Here is an 18,902-nt window from a genome sequence, read left to right as displayed (position 1 = left end):
CGGGCGATGACACCGAGTATGAGGCTAAAACGACGTCCCGGCCCGTCTCGGCTTCGCCTCTTCCAGCTCCGCGTCGCGCGGCACCGGTGAAATACGGAGCGCGGTGATGCGGTTGCGTTCGCGGCGGAGGACGCGGAAGCGGAAGCCGTGGAAGGTAAAACTCTGGCCGCGGTCGGGGATCGAGCGCGCCTCGTGAATGACGAGGCCGGCGACCGTGGTTGCCTCCTCGTCGGGCAGGTGCCAGTCCATGGCACGGTTGAGATCGCGGATCGGCACCGAGCCGTCGACCACGACCGAGCCGTCCGGCTGGGCGCGCACGCCGGCGACGACGACGTCGTGCTCGTCGGAGATATCGCCGACGATCTCCTCCAGAATGTCTTCCAGCGTCACGAGACCTTCAACTTCGCCGTACTCGTCGACGACGAGCGCGAAATGGGTCTTGCGGCGCCGGAACGCCTTGAGCTGCTCGGACACGGGTCGCATCTCCGGCACGAACCAGGGCGGCAGCGCGATGGTGGAGACGTCGATCCGCGAGGTGTCGCCGTCGGCGGCGCGAATCGCGCGCAGAAGATCCTTGGCGTGGAGCACGCCGATGATGTTTTCCGGCTTCTCGCGCCACAGCGGAATGCGGGTGTATTCGGTCGCCAGCACCTCGCGCACCAGCTCCTCGGGTGGCAGGTCGGCGTTGATCATCATCATCTCGGTGCGATGGATCATGACGTCGGAGACCTGGAGTTCGCGGAGATCGAGCAGGCCGCCGAGCATGTCGCGGTCCTGCTTCTCGAACTTGCCCTCATGATGCAGCAGGTCGACCGCGCCGCGCAGGCGCTCGGTCGGCGACAGGATCGCCTGATGCTCGCCGGCAAGGCCGAACAGGCGCAGCAGCAGCCGGACGATCACTTCGACGATCTTGAGCAGCGGCCCCAGCACGTACATGGTCAGCCGCATCGGGCGCGCGACCGCCAGCGCCATGCGGTCGGGCGCGTTGATGGCGATGGTCTTGGGCAGGACTTCCGCGAAAATCACCACCAGCGCGGTCATCACGCCGGTGGCGTAGAGCACGCCGACATCGCCGAACCAGGCCGTGAAGATGGAGGTCGCGAGCGCGGAGGCGCTGATATTGGCGATGTTGTTGCCGAGCAGCAGCGCGCCGATCAGGCGCTCGCGCATGTCGAGCAGCTGCGAGACGACGTCGGCGTCGCGATTACCCTGCTTGGAGAGCCTGAGCATGCTGGCGCGCGAGGCGCCGGTCAGCGCCGTTTCGCTCGCGGCGAAGAAGCCCGAGACGAGCAGGCAGATGATGACGATGGTGAAGCCGAGCCAGTCCATGCACCACTCAAAAAACCGATTAGCCGCGCATCACGCCTTTTGCGCGAGCTTGTCCTTCAGGAAATCGCGCACCGGCGCCGGCTCGACATCCTTTGCGATGACGGCGCGCCCCACGGCCTCCAGCAGGATGAAGGTGAGCCTGCCGCGCTGGACCTTCTTGTCCTGCGCCATCAGCGTCATCAGCGCGTCGGCGTCGGCAAGCCCTTCCTGCGCAAAGCCGGCGATATCCTGCAGGCGCGTCGGCAGGCCGGCCTCGATGAGGTGACGCTCGACGCGCGCGGCATCGGCGTCGCCGATCATGCCGAGCTTGGCCGAGAACTGCGCCGCCAGCGTCATGCCGATGGCAACGCCCTCGCCGTGGAACAGCCGGTCGGAGAAACCGGTCGCCGCTTCCAGCGCGTGACCGAAGGTGTGGCCGAGATTGAGCAGCGCGCGCTCGCCGGTCTCGCGCTCGTCACGCGAGACGATTCCGGCCTTGGCGCGGCAGGAGGTCGCGATCGCGTGCTCGCGCGCGGAGCCGCCCTTTAAAATCTCGAGGTGGTTCTTCTCCAGCCAGGTGAAGAAGGCCTCGTCACCGAGCACGCCGTATTTGGCGACCTCGGCATAGCCGGCGCGGAATTGCCGCGGCGACAGCGTGTCGAGCACGGCGGTGTCGGCGATGACCAGCACCGGCTGGTGGAAGGCGCCGAGCAGGTTCTTGCCCTGCGGCGAATTGATGCCGGTCTTGCCGCCGACGCTGGAATCGACCTGTGCCAGCAGCGAGGTCGGCACCTGCACGAAATCGACGCCGCGGCGCACGATCGCCGCGGCAAAGCCGGCGAGATCGCCGACCACGCCGCCGCCGAGCGCGACGACGAGATCGTTGCGCTCGATCTTGGCGGCGATCAGGGCCTCGCTGACCTTTTCGAGGCCGGCATAGGTTTTCGAGATCTCGCCTTCCTGGACCACGATGCGCGATGTCGGAATGCCGGCGGCCGCGAGCGAGGCTTCAGTCGGCTCGAGCCAGTGTTTCGCCACCGTGCGATCCGTCACGATCGCGGTGCGCACGCCGGGACGCAGCGCTGCGACCCGTTCGCCGAGCGAGGCCAGCACGCCGCGGCCGATGACGATGTCATAGGCGCGATCGCCGAGGGCGACGCCGACGTTGACGGGGTCGGAATGTTTCAAAGGCGCGGTCATCATACGGCACTCGCGATGTCGGCAGGTGGTTCGCCGCAGAGATGGGTGCGCAGCGTCTCGATGCATTCGTCGACGATTCTCTCGTGCGGCACGTCACGCGAGGCGATGGTGAGGTCGGCATGGCCGTAGACGGGCTCGCGCTCGGTGAGCAGGCGCGTCACGGTTCCCTCGGGATCGGCGGTCTGGAGCAGCGGACGGTCGGCGCGGCGGCGGACGCGGCGCATGATGACGTCGTGGTCGGCCTTGAGCCAGATCGAGACCGCCTTCGCCGCGATGCGCGCGCGCGTCTCCTCGCGCATGAAGGCGCCGCCGCCGGTCGCCAGCACGATCGGCCCGCCATCCAGCAGGCGCGCGATCACGCGGGCCTCGCCGTCGCGGAAATGCGCCTCGCCATGGCGCTCGAATATCTCAGGTATGGTCATGCCGGCAGCCGCCTCGATCTCGGTGTCGGCGTCGACGAAGGGCAGCTTGAGCCTGAGCGCCATGCGCCGGCCGATGGTGGATTTGCCCACCCCCATCATGCCGACGAGCACGATCGAGCGCGCCCCGAGCGCCGACAGGATGTCGGCCTCGGGCGAAGCGGGGATCGGCAACGCGGCGTCGGACATGGATATCGCTTTGGCTCTCGCTCAATCTGCCGCCAAAGGCGGCATGCTTTGGCCACCTATACGACCCCCTCGGGGCCCTCGCCAGAGGACTCTTGCCACGAAACGGCGAACATGTTGGATGATTTCATTGGTTAATTTGGCACGCCCCGAGACCTTTCCCGATGCCCAGCCTGTTCCGCTTCCTGACGGTCGTCGCCGTGATCGCCGGCATCGTCTATGGCGTGGTGTTCGCGCTGGCGAACTTCGTCAGCCCGAAGTCGCGGGAAATGACGGTGACGATCCCGCCGGATAAGTTTCTCAAGAAATAGGAGCTAGCCTCCTGGGCATGCGCACCAAGCCCTCAGATGCCAAGCTCACCGGCCTGTTCCTCGACATGCTCGCGGCGGAACAGGGCGCCGGCCCCAATACGCTCGATGCCTACCGCCGCGACCTCACCGATTTCTCGGAGTTTCTGGGCCGTGTCGGCCATACGTTCGCGGACGCCGAAACGCAGACGCTGCGCGACTATCTCGCCGATCTCGACACCCGCGGCTTCAAATCCACCAGCGTCGCGCGGCGGCTGTCGGCGATGCGGCACCTCTACCGCTTCCTCCTGAACGAGCGCATTCGCGGCGACGATCCTGCGGCGATCCTGTCCGGCCCCAAGCGTGGCCGCGGCCTGCCAAAGGTGCTGTCGATCGCGGATGTCGACCGCATGCTCCGCCGCGCCAAGGAATTGAGCGAGGCGGAAGAGGCCTCGCCGTCGAAACGGCTGCGCTCACTAAGGCTCTATTGCCTGCTCGAAGTGCTCTACGCCACCGGCCTGCGCGTCTCCGAGCTGGTGGCGCTGCCGCGCACGGCCGCCAAGCGCGACGCCCGCATGATCGTGGTGCGCGGCAAGGGCAACAAGGAACGGCTGGTGCCGCTCAACGAAGCCTCGCGGCAGGCGATGGCCGATTATCTCAGCGCGACGGAGGCTGCAAAGGCCGACAAGAAGAGCAGTGTGGCCGCCTCGAAATGGTTGTTCCCCTCGTTCGGCGAGAGCGGGCATCTGACGCGGCAGCATTTTGCCCGCGATCTGAAGGTGCTTGCGGTTGCCTCGGGCTTGCAGGCCCGGCTGGTCTCCCCGCACGTGCTGCGCCATGCCTTCGCCAGCCACCTGCTTCACAACGGCGCCGATTTGCGCATCGTGCAGACCCTGCTCGGCCATACCGACATCTCGACCACGCAAATCTACACCCATGTGGTGGAGGAGCGGCTGAAGAGCCTTGTGCGCGACTTGCACCCGCTGGCGGAGAAGTAGCTGCGGGCCTAGCCCGGACCACGGGAAACGAAACCGCCTTGACTTCGGCCACATCTCCGCAGAAAGAGCCGGGGCCTCACGCATGATTTGGCGATCTGCCGCGGAGCCCACAAGCCAAGTCACTGAAGAATCTACACTTCTTTCCGAAAGCTCGAATCCGCTTCGACGCCTCGCCCCGTCCTCCCTATATTGAGTTGATGCCAGACCAGATGCGCAGCTATCTCGACTTCGAAAAGCCCGTCGCCGAGCTCGACTCCAAGGTCGACGAGCTCAGGACGCTTGCGGCCAACGGCACCGACATCGCTGATGAGATCGGGCGGATCGAGGACAAGGCGGCGCAGGCGCTGGCCGACCTCTATGCGAACCTGACGCCGTGGCAGAAGACGCTGGTCGCGCGGCATCCGCAGCGGCCGCATTTCAACGATTTCATCAAGGGCCTGATCACCGAATTCACCCCGCTCGCCGGCGACCGCAAGTTCGGCGAGGACGAGGCGCTGGTCGCCGGCTTCGGCCGTTTCCGCGGCGAGCCGATCTGCGTGATGGGCCAGGAGAAGGGCGATTCCACCGAGAGCCGCATCCGGCACAATTTCGGCATGGCGCGGCCCGAGGGCTATCGCAAATGCGTGCGGCTGATGGAGATGGCCGAGCGGTTCGGCCTGCCGGTGCTGTCGCTGGCCGATTCCGCCGGCGCCTATCCCGGCATCGGCGCCGAGGAGCGCGGCCAGGCCGAGGCGATCGCGCGCTCGACCGATGCCTGCATGGCGCTGACCGTGCCGAACGTCGCCATCATCACCGGCGAGGGCATGTCGGGCGGCGCCATCGCCATCACCACCGCCAACAAGGTCTTGATGCTGGAGCACGCGATCTACAGCGTGATCTCGCCGGAAGCGGCGTCCTCGATCCTCTGGCGCGACGGCTCCAAGGCCCAGGAAGCCGCCAACAACATGAAGATCACTGCCCAGGACATGCTCCGCTTCGGGGTGATCGACAGCATTTTGAAGGAGCCGGTCGGCGGCGCCCACCGCGACCCCGCCGCCATGATCGCCACCACCGGGGACGCCATCGCCAAGGCCTTTGACGAGATGCGCGGCCTCGACGGCGACGCCATCCGCAAGCAGCGGCGGCAGAAATTCCTCGATATCGGCCGGAAACTGGGCTGATTCGGCTGGATTCGGTGCCGTAGGGTGGGCAAAGCGAAGCGTGCCCACCATTCCCGACCGTAGGAACGGCTCGAGGGCACGGCGCTTTGCGCCTTTGCCCACCCTACGAGACCTCCCGGGCCGCCCGGTAACCCCGCGTTAACCCTTTTTTTGCCCAAATCGGCGATCTGAGTCCCGAACAGGCCGAAAGGCCCAAGTAAGGCCCAAAGTCGCGTCCATTTAGGCTTCGTTGACCATGCCACTGGGCCAACGGGCTCGTGATCCCCGCTCGGGTTGCGACCACATGACCCAGAGGTTAGAATTTTAATCAATGGCTTCAGGGCATAAGCGCTGGAGCGTGAGCTGAAAAGCCCGTCACGGCGGGTCCGGATCTTTCGGTCAGATCATGCTTCGAGATTGGGGTTCGCGCTCTCTGCCCGGCACGGTGTGGGGTCCATCTTGATTTCTCGTTCGCTTGCTCGCGCGCTTTTGGCTTCGGTGGCGCTCGCCGCCAGCATTGTGCTGGCCGGCTGCGACACCGACCAGGTTTCGCTCGCGACCAACGCCAAGGCCAACCAGCCGGTGCCGCCAAAGCTTCTCGCCGCGATGGTCGAGAAGAACATGGATCTGCAATCGCCGATCCTGGTCCGCCTGTTCAAGCAGGAGGCCGAACTCGAGGTCTGGAAGCAGACCCGCAACGGCCAGTTCGCGCTGCTCAAGACCTATCCGATCTGCCGCTGGTCCGGCGATCTCGGCCCCAAGGTGCGCGAAGGCGACCGCCAGGCGCCGGAAGGATTCTACTCGATCAATCCGGGCCAGATGAATCCGCAATCGGCCTATTACCTCTCCTTCAACACCGGCTATCCGAACGCGTTCGACAAGGCGCTGGGCCGCAGCGGCTCGCAGCTGATGGTGCATGGCGACTGCTCCTCGCGCGGCTGTTACGCCATGACGGACGAGCAGATCGCGGAGATCTATTCGCTCGGCCGCGAGTCGTTCTTCGGCGGCCAGAAGGCGTTCCAGCTCCAAGCCTATCCGTTCAAGATGACGCCGGTGAACATGGCCAAGCACCGGAACAATCCGAACATGGCCTTCTGGAAGATGATCAAGGAAGGCTATGATCATTTCGAGGTGACGCGGCAGGAGCCGAAGGTCGATTTCTGCGAGAAGAAATACGTGTTCGACGCCGCGAAGCCGGCGGACGCCAAGCGCGATCCGGTGTTCGACGCCTCTGCAAAGTGTCCGGCCTATGTGATCCCCGAGGAGATCGCGAGCGCCGTGCGCGAGAAGCAGCAGCAGGACGAGGCTGCCTATGCCAAGCTCGTCGCCAAGGGCACGCCGATGGCGCGCATGAACACCGGCATCGACGGCGGCATGAACAAGATTTTTGCCGCGAAGATTCCCGAAGGCTCGACCGGCCTGTCCGAGGGCGCCGAAGGCACCACGCTTCAGATGCTGGCGATGTCGAAGGCGCCGGGCACGATCCCCGGACACGTCAATCCGCCCAAGCCCAATCTCGACGCGGTCGCGACTGCGCCGCAGGAAGAACCCGTCGTCGCCGTCGGCGCACCCGCCGCCAACACCCGCGTCGCCGCAGCTCAGCCTGCCGAGAAATCTCAAGGCGGCGGCTTCTTCTCGAACCTCGGCCGCAAGATGGGCATGGGCACCGCCGACACCTCGGCGACCACGCCTCCGCCGCAGGCCACAGCGTCCGTCGCTCCGGCCGCCACGTCCACGACGCCGCCCACCGCAGCGTCGAGGCTGAAGGCCGCAGTGACCCGCTTCGTGCCGGGCCACGACAAGTCCAAGGATGCAGCGAAGGATGCGCCGAAGCCGGCTGTGGCTGCTGCCAAGCCCGCCGAGCCGGCGAAGCCCGACACCCGCCTTGCTGCCACGCGCCCGGCGTTGAAGCCGTCGGTGAGCGATGGCGCGGGTGAAGCGGCGCAAATGATGGGAGCGGCTCCCGTAGTATCGTCGAACTCGTTCGAGAGCCGCTTTGGGGCTGTGAAGTAACCGCAGCGAATTTCGTCCTCGCCTCACACTCAACTGTCATCGCTGGGCATGACAGTTAGATGGTGGTGAGGGCGTTCCCCCCACTCACAAAGAGAGCAACGCCCCTACGGCGCCAGATACCGCATCAACTCCGGATTGCCCCTCACATCGCCCGCCTGCCCCTGCAGGGCGACTCGTCCGCGGTCCAGCACGTAGGCGTAATCCGCAACGCGCAGTGCCAGGTCGAGATGCTGCTCGACGATGATGACGGCGATGCTCTTCGCGAGCTCGATCAGGCGCTCGGTGATCTCCTCGATCACGCCGATCCAGACGCCTTCGGTCGGTTCGTCCAGCAGCAGTAGCTTCGGATCACCCAGCATGGCGCGGCCGATGGCGAGCATCTTGCGCTCGCCGCCGGAGAGCGTGCCGGCGGGCTGGTCGAGGCGCTGGCCGAGCTTTGGGAAGATGGTCAGCACGTGGTCGACTGCGTCGGCCTTCCTGCTTGCGAGCGAGCCGACGGCGAGATTGTCGCGCACCGACAGGCGCGCGAACACCGAATGCTCCTGTGGGACGTAGCCGATGCCGGCGCGCACGCGCTCCTGGGTCGCGCGGCGGCTGATGTCGCGGCCGTCGAAGGCGACCTCGCCCTTCCACGCCGGCAATTCGCCGACGATGGTCTTCATCAGCGTGGTCTTGCCGGCACCGTTGCGGCCGAGCACGGCGACGCCTCCGCGCCAGGGGATGCCGAGGGTGACGTCGAACAGGACCTGGCTGCGGCCATAGCCGGCGTCGAGATGCTTGATGTCCAAAAATTCAGGCACGGCGCAGATAGATCTCCTGAACGGCTTTGTTGGCCTGGATCTCGGACACCGTGCCGGACGCCAGCACCTTGCCCTGGTCGAGCACAGTGAGGCGATCGCAGATGTCGCGGATGAAATCGAGATCGTGCTCGACGATGACGAGCGAGCAATGCTTCTTGATCGGCTGGAGCAATTCGCCAGTGACGCGGCGCTCCTCCAGGCTCATGCCGCCAGTCGGCTCATCCAGCAGCAACAGCTTTGGCTTACCGGCGAGCGCCATCGCGATCTCCAGCCATTGCTGCTGGCCGTGCGACAGCGCAGCCGCGGCATCGAAGGCGCGATCGGCGAGACGGAACTGCGTCAGCATGGTCATGACCTGGTCGTGCAGCGCGCCGCGGGTGCGCGAGAATACGAGGTCGAACAGCGAGGACTGCGCCTGCAACGCGAGCAGGATGTTGTCGTAGAGCGTCAGCGTCGGCAACACGCTGGTGATCTGGAATTTCAGGCTCATGCCGGCGCGGGCGCGCTCGGTCGGTGTGAACGCGGTGATGTCGGTGTTGATGAAGGACACCTTTCCTTGCGTCGGCACTTCGGCGCCGGCGATGCACTTCATCAGCGTGCTCTTGCCGGATCCGTTCGGGCCGATCAGGCCGTGAAACTCGTTCTCGCCGACGGTCAGCGCGGCGCCGTCGAGCGCGGTGAGCTTGCCGAATATTTTCGAGATGCCCGCGGCTTCAAGGAGCATTGCGCTTCTCCTTGACGTTCGCGTTGAGCTTGGCACCGAAGCTGCCGACCCGCTCGCGCTCGCCGAGCACGAAACTGATCAGGCCGAGCGGCCGGAACAGGATCACGAGGAGGAGCAGCAAGCCGAGGATGATCGGCCAGATGTCGCGATAATTGTCCGAGAGCCAGAAGCTGACGCCCTCGACGATCACGGTGCCGATGACGGCGCCGATCAGCGTGCCGGAGCCGCCGAACAGAACGTAAAGCACCACCTGGGTCGAGACCACGACGCCGACCATGTTGGGCCAGACGAAACCTTCGTGGAAGGCATAGAGGCTACCGGCAAGGCCGGCGATGGCGCCGCCGATCGCAAAGATGATCGCCTTGAGATGCTGCGCCTTGTAGCCGAAGAAGGCGATGCGCTGCTCGTTCTCGCGCAGGCCGGCCAGCGCCAAGCCGAACTGCGAGCGCACCAGGAAGCGGCAGAGCAGGTAGACGACGACGAGGATGCCGAGCACGAGATAATAGAAGGCCGGCCCTTCCGTGAACTCGTAACCGCCGAGCGACATCGGCGCGATCGAGGGGATGCCGTTCTGGCCGCCGAGATAGTACCAGCCGCGCGCGAGACGATCGGCGGCGTAGGAGCCGGTCAGCGTGCCGAGCGAGACGAAGATCACGCTGGAGGGATGCCGTCCCAGCAGCAGGAAGCCGCCGAGCAGCAGCGCGAAGGTGAGGCCGATGATGGTGCCCGCCGGCAGCACCAGCAAGATGTTGGTGATGTCGAGGTCGCGCGCGAGCAGCGCGACGCCATAGCCGGCCGAGCCGAAGAACAGGGCCTGGCCGAAGCTCATGATGCCGGCATAGCCCCAGACCAGGTCGAACGACAGCGCGAACAGCGCGAGGATGATCACACGCGTCGCGAACACCGTGAGATAGTCCTGCAGCACCAGCGGCGCGAGCAGCGCCGCGACCAGCACGACGCCCTCCACGATCGGCAGGATCTTTCGTCCGGCCGCAGCTTGCTTCGCCGTTGCGCGTTCGGCCATCGCACCGTCCACTTCATCGCCGGCGTCGGCGACGATGGCCTCTCTTACCACACTCATGGACTTCGGCATTCCGCCTCAGCATTCCTTGGGATCGACGAGGCCGTCGCTGCGTCCGACGATCTCGTAGTTCCCGCCCTTGGCGACCGCGGTGTACATCTTCATCTTGCAGTGCCGCTTGCCCGGCACCATCTCGGCGGGCCCGCCCGGACCTTCGGCGATCTTGGCATGATCGAGGCTTGCTGCCACCGACTCGCGATCGATCTTGCCGGCTTCCTTGACGGCGGCTTCCCACAGCTTGAGACCGCGATAGGTGCCGGTCGCGGCGCTGCCGGCGGCGAACAGGAAGTTGCCCGGAAAGTCCTTCTCGTAGGCCGCCTGGATCTTGGCGTCGAACGAGTTCTCCTTGGTCAGCACCTTGAAGTAATCGAGGCAGCTCGCGAGGCCCTCGATCTCGGCGGCCTGATTGATGTTGAGCGTGTTCTCGTCATAGTAGACGCAGGCGAGGCGCCCGCCGTTCTTGAGGAAGCCAGCTTCATAGAGCTGCTTGAAGAACGGACCGACGCCCGGCGGAATGACGGTGTTGAAGACGACGTCGACCTTGTTGGAAATGATGCGGTTGACGGTCGCGGAGAAGTCGACCTGGTCGAGCGGATAGTATTCCTCGAACACGACTTCGCCGCCGTTCGCCTCGATCACCTTGCGGGCATAGACGTTGAGCGTGTGCGGCCAGACATAGTTGGCGCTGGGCAGCGCGAACTTCTTGCCGCCGTTCTTGATCAGCCAGGGAATGAATTCGTCGCATTGTTGCGCCGGCGTCGGGCCGGTGCAGAACAGATAGGGCGTGCATTCCTTGCCCTCGTAGAGCTGCGGATAGATGTAGAGCGTCTTGCCGCGCGCCACGATCGGATCCTTGATCGCATTGCGCATCGACGAAGTGATGCCGCCGAGCACCATGTCGACCTTGTCGCGCTGGATCAGCTTGCGCACGTTGCCGACGGCGACGGATTCGTTCGACGCGGTATCCTCGATGTAGAGCTCGAGCGGTCGGCCGAGCAGACCGCCGGCGGTGTTGATCTCCTTGATCACCATCTTGGCGACATTGGCGTCGGCGTTACCGGCGTAAGCGATCGGACCGGTGAGGTCGGTCGCGATGCCGACCTTGATCGGGCCTTCGGCCGCATTGGCCCAGGGCGCCGGGATCACCCAGCTGCCGACACCGGTCGCGACCGCGCCGGTGGTGAACGCCAGATTGGACAGGAAGCGGCGGCGTGAAAGCTGCGTACGATCGAACATGTAACTAAACCCCTTTTCCAGCGATGAGGCCCTGCGGGCGGAATTTGATGAAGACAATGGCGAGCACGAAGACGAGGACGTCGGCGACGACGGGCGCCATCACCCATGGCAGCGCGGCGCTGAGCGTGCCGATGACACCGGCGCCAGCGACCGGCCCGATGAACGAGCCGACGCCACCGACCATCACCGCGACGAAGCCCTGGATCAGGAAGCGCAGGCCGAGATCGGCGTAGAGGCTGAACACCGGCACGATCAGCGCACCGGCAAGGCCGGCGAGCGCGGAGCCGAACGCGAAGGTGGCGCCGTACATCAAGGGCGTGGAAATGCCCGAGGCGCGTGCCAGCGACGGGTTTTCCAGCGTGGCACGCATGCGCAGGCCAAAGCTGGTGCGCGACAGCAGGAGATAGCAGCCCGCCATCACCAGCAGCGTGATGACGATGATGGTGAAGCGCCAAGCCGAGATGTGCATGGCGCCGATGTCGATCGAGCCGCCGATCGGCTCGGGCACGGTGAGATAGAAGCCGCCGATCAGGCCGCGGACGGCTTCGCGGATGATCAGGCCGAGCGCGTAAGTGCCGAGCATGGCGACGATCGGCGCGGCGTAGAAGCGACGTATGATCAGCGCCTCCAGCACGAAGCCGAGGGCGCCGACCACGAAGGGGGCCGCGACCATGCCGGCCCAGATCGGCAGGCCCTTGGCGTGGGCGAGATAGGTGATGTAGGCCCCGAGCAGGACGAACTCGCCCTGCGCGAAGTTGAAGATGCCCATCATGCTGGCGATGATCCCGAGCCCCAGCACGATCAGGACGATGATCGCGCCGAAGCTCAGGATCTCGAACGCCGCGACGAACGCGTTAGCCATGCGGTGGATTCTTGTTCTGACGCGTTGTCTTGACGCGAACCGGCATCCACTTCGCTCGAAAACGCTTTGGTCCGCTCGTCTGCATCAATACCTCGCTCACATCTTCTTCCAGTCGCCGATCTGCTCGAAGGCGTGCGCGGCGCGGTAGATGGTGGATTCCTCGAACATGCGGCCGACCAGCATCAGGCCGACCGGCAGGCCGTCGACCATGCCGCAGGGCAGCGACATCGCGGGATGGTGGGTGATGTCGAACGGCGCGGTGTTGGAGATCATCTCCAGCGCCCGGGCGACATAATCCTCGCGGCTGGCAGTGGGCTCCGGCAGCTTGGTCGCCTTCATCGGTGTGGTCGGCATCAGCAGCAGGTCGTAATCCCCGAACGCCTTGTCGTAGGCCGCGGACAGGCGACGCGAGATGTTGAGTGCCTTGCCGTAGAAGCGTGGGCCGAAATTGTTGTTAATGTAGGTGCCGAGCATCATGAACAATTTCGTGGTCTCGGACAGCGAGTCGGCCTGCCGGCGCCAGCCGCGATGAAAATCCATCAGCGAGGTCGAATAGAGATCGCCGCGGGACAGGCCGTAGCCGTCGCCGAACATCATGGTCTGGGTCAGGCCTTCGGTGCCGATCGGGGTCCAGATCGCGCCGCCCAGGAGATGCATCGGGACCGAGACCGTCTCGACGGTGGCGCCCAGGTCCTTGAAGCGCTTTGCGGCCTCGCGCACGCTTTCATTCACCGCGGCCTCTGCGGTCGGCTGCTCGAAACCTTCGTTGAGGATGCCGATCTTCATGCCCTTGACGCCCTGGCCGAGCGCCTTGGTGTACTCCTCGACCTTCGGCGCCTTGATGCGGGGATCGTAGCCGTCATCGCCGGCGAGCACTTCGAGCAGCAGCGCGTTGTCGGCGACCGTCGCGGTCATCGGACCGGTATGGTCGACGTAGATCTCGATCGGCATGATCCCGGTGTAGGGCACGAGGCCCCAGGTCGGCTTCATGCCGTAGATGCCGCAGAACGAGGACGGCATGCGAATCGAGCCGCCCTGGTCGCCGCCGATCGCCATGTCGACCTCGCCGAGCGCCACCACGACGCCCGAGCCCGACGACGAACCGCCGGCCGAGTAACCCATCTTGTGGGGGTTATGCACCGGCCCATAGGAGCCGGTGTGGCTGCCGCCGGACAGGCAGAAGTGCTCACAATGCACCTTGCCCTTGATCTCGGCGCCGGCATCCAGCATGCGCGTGACGATGGTGGCGTCGAAATCGGGCACATAACCTTCCAGCGTCGAGGAGCCGTTGGTCATGGGAACGCCGGCCAGCATGATGTTGTCCTTCAGGGCGACGGTCTTGCCCTTCAGCTTGCCGGAGCTAGCGCCCTTCACGGTCGACTTGCGGTACCAGGCGTTGCGCGGGTTCTCCTCGGCCGAGGGCCGGTAGCCCGGCGTGCGCGGGTACTTGACCTCCGGCACCTCGTCCGGCATCGCGCCGACGAGATTGTAGGCCTCGATCGAGCCCTGCATCAGGCCACGGAACGAGGCGACGTCGTCGTCGGTGAGCGAAAGGCCGCACTGCTCGGCGACGCTGCGAAGTTGGGCGGGCGTGGGAAGGGCAACTGTCACGGCGCTCTCCTTGAGGCTTCTTGATCCCTGGCGTTGAACGAAAAGCCACTCGGTCGCGCCTGCACAGCGCGGGCCAACCGGCTTCGCGTCGATATTACAGACGGAAATATTTTCCTTTTCAAGTATTATTTCGCAAAGCCGCCCCGACCGGGGGACGACACGAGCTCAGAGCGTCTTGACCAGCCTGAAGTCGAGACCGTCGGCTTCAGCCAGATACATCGGCATCTCGGCGCGACCATCGCGGATGGTGACGGGACCGCGGCCCGCCGAATAGACGGTGTTGCGCGCCGCCTTCAGCAACGGGCGCATGGCCAGCGAGCCGGCACGGTTGGCCACGGCCTCGAGGAAGCGCAAGCCCTCGTAGTTCGACTGGCCGACCGACCCGACCGGCGGGGCGTTGGCGCCGAACATGGCTTGGTAGCCGCCGAGGAACTCGTCATTGGCGCGCGAGACCATGCAGTTGAAATAGCCGGAAGCGCAGAACAGATTCTCGGTGTTGTCGGCGCCGATGCCGAGCAGCACGGTCTCGTCCATCGCGCCCGCCAGCCGCAGCGTCGAGGTGGCAAGGCCGGCCTCGGCAAAGGCGCGGTTGAAGGTGATGCTGTCGGTGCCGATCAGCGAGATCAGCACGACGTCGGGCTTGGCGGCGCGAATGCGCGCCAGGTGCGGCTCGTGATTGTCCTCGCCGACGGGAACGAACTCCTCGCCGACGACCTGGCCGCCGGCCTCCTTGATGTAGCGCTTGACCGCGCGATGCGACTGCCACGGCCAGACGTAATCGCTGCCGATCAGGTACCAGCGCGCCGCCTTCTTCACGTCCGCCAGCCAGTGGATCGACGGCCGGCTCTGCCAGCGCGGGGTCTCGCCGATCGCCATCACGCCCGGGGTCCGCTCGCCGCCTTCATAGACCGGCGTGTAGATGTAGGGGATGCGGTTGCCGGTGACCTTGCGCAGTGCGACGCGGACCGCGCTGATATGCGAGCCCATGATGAGGTCGACCTCGTCGAAGGCAATCGCCTGCTCGGCGCGCTGCACCACATCGTCGATCGGGCCGCCGGAATCGTAGATCGACAATTCGAGCTCGCGCCCCAAAATGCCGCCGCGCTTGTTGATCTCGGCGATCGCCAGCATCGCGCTGTTGGTGGAGGTCGGGCCCCAGATCCCGGGCGAGCCGGTGAAGGTGAGGAAGTTGCCGATACGCAGCTTGTTGCGCGCGCCGCGGCGCCGCATGAAATGCGCGTCAACCGGAGACAGGTCGAAATCGGCCGCCGATGACGACAGATTCCTGAACAGCAGGGACGGCGGCAACGCCGGACCGCCGTGAGCCGGGAAGTTTACCGTCGCGCGCACGCCAACTCCTGTCTGGTACCAGACCTGAAAGCACATTGAGCAGGCGGCCGCGGCTTCCGCCCTTTTGTTGGGCAATGATCCTATTTTGAAAATATTGAATATTCAACAATTGAAGTGCATATAGATGCAGCATTGATTGCAAGACATTCACTCAATTGGGTCAAGACGAAGTCTTAGCCGTGGCAAAACCGAACTCCCCGATCACCGAACACCTCGCTTACCTGCTCGCGCAAGCCAACCGGGAGATCAACCGCCAGCTCGAGCTGCGGTTGAGCAAGGAAGGCGTTCCCGTCGAGCAGTGGCGCATCCTGAAAGTTCTCTCGGACGGCGACGGCCATTCGATGGGCGAACTCGCGGACGCGGTGCTGCTCAATCATCCGACGCTGACCAAGATGATCGACCGCATGGTCTCCGACACGCTGGTCTATCGCGTGCAGGACCCGAACGACCGCCGCAAGGTGCTGATGTTCATCTCCGACCGCGGCAAGGTGCTGTGCAAGAAGCTCAACTCGCTCGCGGTCGACCAGGAGGAGCACATCCTGGAGAGCTACGGCGACAAGTCGACGAGCGAGCTCAAGCGGCTGCTGGAGAGCTTGATCGACAGCTCGAATTGAGTTGGGACGGAAGCGGCTCCCACACACTCACTGTCATCGCCCGATTTAATCGGGCGATCCAGTATTCCAGAGACGGTCGTGCTTGAATCGAGAAGCCGCAGCGTACTGGGTCGCCCGGTCAAGCCGGGCGACGATAGTGGAGGATGAGGCGCTGGCGTCGCGCCTCACGCCTGCGTAGCTACTGCCTTACGCATACCGCCCGTGGCAGTGCTTGTACTTCTTGCCTGAGCCGCACGGGCAGTCCTCGTTGCGGCCGACCTTGCCCCAGCTGGCCGGGTTCTTGGGATCGCGCAGCGCAGCGTCGGAGGCCTGCGCGCCGAGCGTGACGCTGGCGAGGGCCATTTCGTCCTCGCCGGTGTTCGGGTCGAACTTGTGCGCTTCCATCTGCGGCAGCACCGGGGCTTCCTGCTCCGGCGGGACGATCTCGACGCGCATCAGCTGCGCCGTGACGGCCTCGCGCAGATGCGCGCTCATCTCCTGGAAGAGATTGAAGGCTTCGGTCTTGTACTCCTGCAGCGGATCGCGCTGGCCGTAACCGCGCAGGCCGATGACCTGGCGCAGATGGTCGAGCATGATCAGGTGCTCGCGCCAGAGATGGTCGAGCGTCTGCAGCAGAATGGTCTTCTCGACGTAACGCATCACGTCGGGGCCCCATTGCGCGACCTTGGCCGCCATGTGCTCGTCGGCCTTGGTCTCGATGCGGGTGAGCAGCTCCTCGTCGGCGATGCCCTCTTCCTTGGCCCAGTCATCGACCGGCAGGTCGAGATCGAGCACGCGCTTCAGCTCTTCCTTCAGGCCGGCGACATCCCACTGCTCGGCATAGGCATGCTCGGGCACGTGCTTGGCGACGAGGTCGTCGATGAAAGCGTGGCGCATGTCGGAGATGGTCTCGGCGACGCTCTCGTCCTTCATCAGGTCGACGCGTTGGTCGAAGATCACCTTGCGCTGGTCGTTCTGGACGTTGTCGAACTTCAAGAGGTTCTTGCGGATGTCGAAGTTGCGCGCCTCGACCTTCTGCTGCGCCTTCTCGAGAGCCTTGTTGATCCAGGGATGGATGATCGCCTCGCCTTCCTTGAGGCCGAGACGCTGCAGCATGCTGTCGAGACGGTCCGAGCCGAAGATGCGCATCAGATCGTCTTCCAGCGACAGGAAGAATTTCGAGCGGCCGGGGTCGCCCTGACGGCCGGAACGGCCGCGGAGCTGGTTGTCGATGCGGCGGGATTCGTGGCGCTCGGAGCCCATGATGTAGAGGCCGCCGGGCTTCTTCACGGTCTTGGCGGGCTTGCTGCCCTTCGCCGGCTCGATCTCCACCTCTTCCTCGGCCTTCAGCACGATGTCGCGGAAGTGCTCGATGTCGGCCTTGATCTGCTCGATCTTCTTGGCCTTCTCGGCCTCGTCCTCGATCCCTGCGGTCTCCTGCTGGATGCGCATCTCGAGCGAGCCGCCGAGCTTGATGTCGGTGCCGCGGCCGGCCATGTTGGTGGCGATCGTGATCGCCCCGGGCACGCCGGCTTCCGCGACGATATAGGCTTCCTGCTCGTGGAAGCGCGCGTTCAGCACCGCGAACAGTTTTGCCGGCTTGCCGGCACGCGCGGCGGCGTAGAGCTTCTGCATCGAATTTTCGTTGCCGAAATCGATCTGCCGGTAGCCGTGCTTCTTCAGATATTCGGCGATCACTTCCGATTTCTCGATCGAGGCGGTGCCGACCAGCACCGGCTGCAACCGCGCATTGGCGCGCTCGATCTCGGCCAGGATCGCGGCGTATTTCTCGTTCTGGGTGCGATAGACCTCGTCGTCCTCGTCGAGACGGGCGACCGCCAGATTGGTCGGGATTTCCACGACCTCGAGCTTGTAGATGTCGAACAGTTCGTCGGCTTCGGTCAGCGCCGTGCCGGTCATGCCGGCGAGCTTCTCGTACATCCGGAAATAGTTCTGGAAGGTGATGGAGGCGAGCGTCTGGTTCTCGGGCTGGACCTGGACGTGCTCCTTGGCTTCCAGCGCCTGGTGCAGGCCTTCCGAATAGCGCCGGCCGGCCATCATGCGCCCGGTGAACTCGTCGATGATCACGACCTCGTCGTCGCGGACGATGTAGTCCTTGTCGCGGGTAAACAGCGTGTGGGCGCGCAGCGCCTGGTTGATGTGGTGCACGACGGAGACGTTCTCGACGTCGTAGAGCGACTCGCCCTTGAGCTGGCCGGCATCGCGCAGCAGCGTCTCGATCTTCTCCATGCCGGCTTCGGTGAGCGTCACGGTGCGCTGCTTCTCGTCGACCTCGTAGTCGGTCTTGTCGAGCTTGGGCAGGAAGCCGTCGATCGTGTTGTAGAAATCCGAGCGGTCGTCGAGCGGGCCGGAGATGATCAGCGGCGTGCGCGCCTCGTCGATCAGGATGGAGTCGACTTCGTCGACGATGGCGTAGAAGTGCGGCCGCTGGACCATGTCCTCGAGCCGGTACTTCATGTTGTCGCGCAGGTAGTCGAAGCCGTATTCGTTGTTGGTGCCGTAGGTGATGTCGCAGGCATAGGCGGCCTTGCGCTCGGCATCGTCGAGCCCGTGGACGATCACGCCGGTGGTCATGCCGAGGAAGCCGTAGATCTGGCCCATCCAGCCGGAGTCGCGGCGGGCGAGATAGTCGTTGACGGTGACGACGTGGACGCCCTTGCCGGCGAGCGCATTCAGGTAGACCGCGAGCGTTGCGACCAGCGTCTTGCCTTCGCCGGTCTTCATCTCGGCGATGTCGCCCTCGTGCAGCACGATGCCGCCGATCAGCTGGACGTCGAAATGGCGCTGGCCGAGCGTGCGCTTGGCGGCCTCGCGTACGGTGGCGAAGGCGGGGACCAGCAGATCGTCGAGCGTCTTGCCCTCGGCGAGCTGCTTCTTGAATTCGGCGGTGCGGGCCTTGAGCGCCTCGTCGGAGAGTTTCGAGACCTCCGGCTCCAGCGCGTTGATCGCGTTGACGCGGGACTGATATCCCTTCACCCGCCGGTCGTTGGCGGAGCCGAAAAACTTGCGGGCGAGCGCGCCGATCATGCCTAGTTCCTGTGTTCGCGATTTAACCGCGTTGCAGCCAAGAAGTT

The 18,902-nt window shown here is 64.9% G+C and carries 16 protein-coding genes; 5 read left to right on the top strand and 11 right to left on the bottom strand.

What is annotated here, in order from left to right; translation table 11 throughout:
• Positions 1 to 24 precede the first annotated feature (24 nt).
• Genes I3J27_RS02900 through I3J27_RS02890 form a run of 3 tightly spaced genes read right to left on the bottom strand, consistent with a single transcriptional unit; the run spans position 25 to position 3,116 of the window.
• Positions 25 to 1,329: an HlyC/CorC family transporter gene (locus I3J27_RS02900; RefSeq protein WP_270165005.1), complete on the bottom strand. Its 1,305-nt coding sequence runs from the start codon at positions 1,327 to 1,329 to the stop codon at positions 25 to 27.
• Between the two features lie 30 nt (positions 1,330 to 1,359).
• On the bottom strand, positions 1,360 to 2,508 hold the full coding sequence (gene aroB / locus I3J27_RS02895) for a 3-dehydroquinate synthase (RefSeq protein WP_270173023.1): 1,149 nt from the start codon (positions 2,506 to 2,508) through the stop codon (positions 1,360 to 1,362).
• A complete protein-coding gene (locus I3J27_RS02890) occupies positions 2,508 to 3,116 on the bottom strand; it encodes a shikimate kinase (RefSeq protein ID WP_270165004.1) in 609 nt (202 codons plus the stop codon). Before I3J27_RS02890 ends, aroB begins: the two co-directional genes overlap by 1 nt.
• Before the next feature lie 161 nt (positions 3,117 to 3,277).
• On the opposite strand from I3J27_RS02890, the gene I3J27_RS02885 reads away from it, so the two are divergent.
• From I3J27_RS02885 to I3J27_RS02870, 4 genes are all read left to right on the top strand, one after another.
• Positions 3,278 to 3,424, top strand: coding sequence for a hypothetical protein (locus tag I3J27_RS02885; RefSeq protein WP_014439243.1), 147 nt, complete (start codon positions 3,278 to 3,280; stop codon positions 3,422 to 3,424).
• Positions 3,425 to 3,441: 17 nt separating this feature from the next.
• Entirely contained in the window at positions 3,442 to 4,398 is a 957-nt protein-coding gene (gene xerD, locus I3J27_RS02880) for a site-specific tyrosine recombinase XerD (RefSeq protein WP_270164995.1), read from the top strand.
• 197 nt (positions 4,399 to 4,595) lie between these two features.
• The gene (locus tag I3J27_RS02875) at positions 4,596 to 5,558 is read left to right on the top strand and encodes an acetyl-CoA carboxylase carboxyltransferase subunit alpha (RefSeq protein ID WP_270164993.1); all 963 of its coding nucleotides are present in this window, start codon (positions 4,596 to 4,598) and stop codon (positions 5,556 to 5,558) included.
• Positions 5,559 to 5,996: 438 nt separating this feature from the next.
• On the top strand, positions 5,997 to 7,550 hold the full coding sequence (locus tag I3J27_RS02870) for a L,D-transpeptidase family protein (protein ID WP_270164991.1): 1,554 nt from the start codon (positions 5,997 to 5,999) through the stop codon (positions 7,548 to 7,550).
• 104 nt (positions 7,551 to 7,654) lie between these two features.
• On the opposite strand, the gene I3J27_RS02865 is transcribed toward I3J27_RS02870, so the two are convergent.
• From I3J27_RS02865 to I3J27_RS02835, 7 genes are all read right to left on the bottom strand, one after another.
• Entirely contained in the window at positions 7,655 to 8,350 is a 696-nt protein-coding gene (locus I3J27_RS02865; protein ID WP_270164989.1) for a branched-chain amino acid ABC transporter ATP-binding protein, read from the bottom strand.
• Positions 8,343 to 9,074 carry an ABC transporter ATP-binding protein gene (locus I3J27_RS02860; protein WP_270164987.1) on the bottom strand — a complete coding sequence of 244 codons (732 nt, stop codon included), beginning with the start codon at positions 9,072 to 9,074 and terminating at the stop codon, positions 8,343 to 8,345. The genes I3J27_RS02865 and I3J27_RS02860 overlap by 8 nt, the downstream gene beginning before the upstream one ends.
• Positions 9,064 to 10,167 (bottom strand): branched-chain amino acid ABC transporter permease, encoded by a 1,104-nt coding sequence (locus I3J27_RS02855; RefSeq protein WP_270164985.1) that lies wholly within the window; start codon positions 10,165 to 10,167, stop codon positions 9,064 to 9,066. Before I3J27_RS02855 ends, I3J27_RS02860 begins: the two co-directional genes overlap by 11 nt.
• A gap of 6 nt (positions 10,168 to 10,173) precedes the next feature.
• A complete protein-coding gene (locus I3J27_RS02850) occupies positions 10,174 to 11,391 on the bottom strand; it encodes a substrate-binding protein (RefSeq protein WP_270164983.1) in 1,218 nt (405 codons plus the stop codon).
• Positions 11,392 to 11,395: 4 nt separating this feature from the next.
• On the bottom strand, positions 11,396 to 12,253 hold the full coding sequence (locus tag I3J27_RS02845; RefSeq protein ID WP_270164981.1) for a branched-chain amino acid ABC transporter permease: 858 nt from the start codon (positions 12,251 to 12,253) through the stop codon (positions 11,396 to 11,398).
• Between the two features lie 96 nt (positions 12,254 to 12,349).
• Positions 12,350 to 13,864, bottom strand: a complete 1,515-nt coding sequence (locus tag I3J27_RS02840; protein ID WP_270164979.1) for an amidase — start codon at positions 13,862 to 13,864, stop codon at positions 12,350 to 12,352.
• 165 nt (positions 13,865 to 14,029) lie between these two features.
• The gene (locus I3J27_RS02835; RefSeq protein WP_270164977.1) at positions 14,030 to 15,214 is read right to left on the bottom strand and encodes a substrate-binding domain-containing protein; all 1,185 of its coding nucleotides are present in this window, start codon (positions 15,212 to 15,214) and stop codon (positions 14,030 to 14,032) included.
• Between the two features lie 179 nt (positions 15,215 to 15,393).
• Here I3J27_RS02835 and I3J27_RS02830 point away from each other — a divergent pair, with 179 nt between their 5' ends.
• Positions 15,394 to 15,828, top strand: coding sequence for a MarR family winged helix-turn-helix transcriptional regulator (locus I3J27_RS02830; RefSeq protein ID WP_014490415.1), 435 nt, complete (start codon positions 15,394 to 15,396; stop codon positions 15,826 to 15,828).
• A 186-nt stretch (positions 15,829 to 16,014) separates the two neighbouring features.
• Here the strand turns inward: I3J27_RS02830 and secA are convergent, their stop codons facing one another.
• A complete protein-coding gene (gene secA / locus I3J27_RS02825) occupies positions 16,015 to 18,855 on the bottom strand; it encodes a preprotein translocase subunit SecA (RefSeq protein ID WP_270164970.1) in 2,841 nt (946 codons plus the stop codon).
• Between the last annotated feature and the right edge of the window lie 47 nt (positions 18,856 to 18,902).

It is taken from the genome of Bradyrhizobium xenonodulans, from assembly GCF_027594865.1.
Taxonomy (GTDB): Bacteria; Pseudomonadota; Alphaproteobacteria; order Rhizobiales; family Xanthobacteraceae; genus Bradyrhizobium; species Bradyrhizobium xenonodulans.
This window is presented reverse-complemented; position numbering and strand designations above follow the sequence as displayed.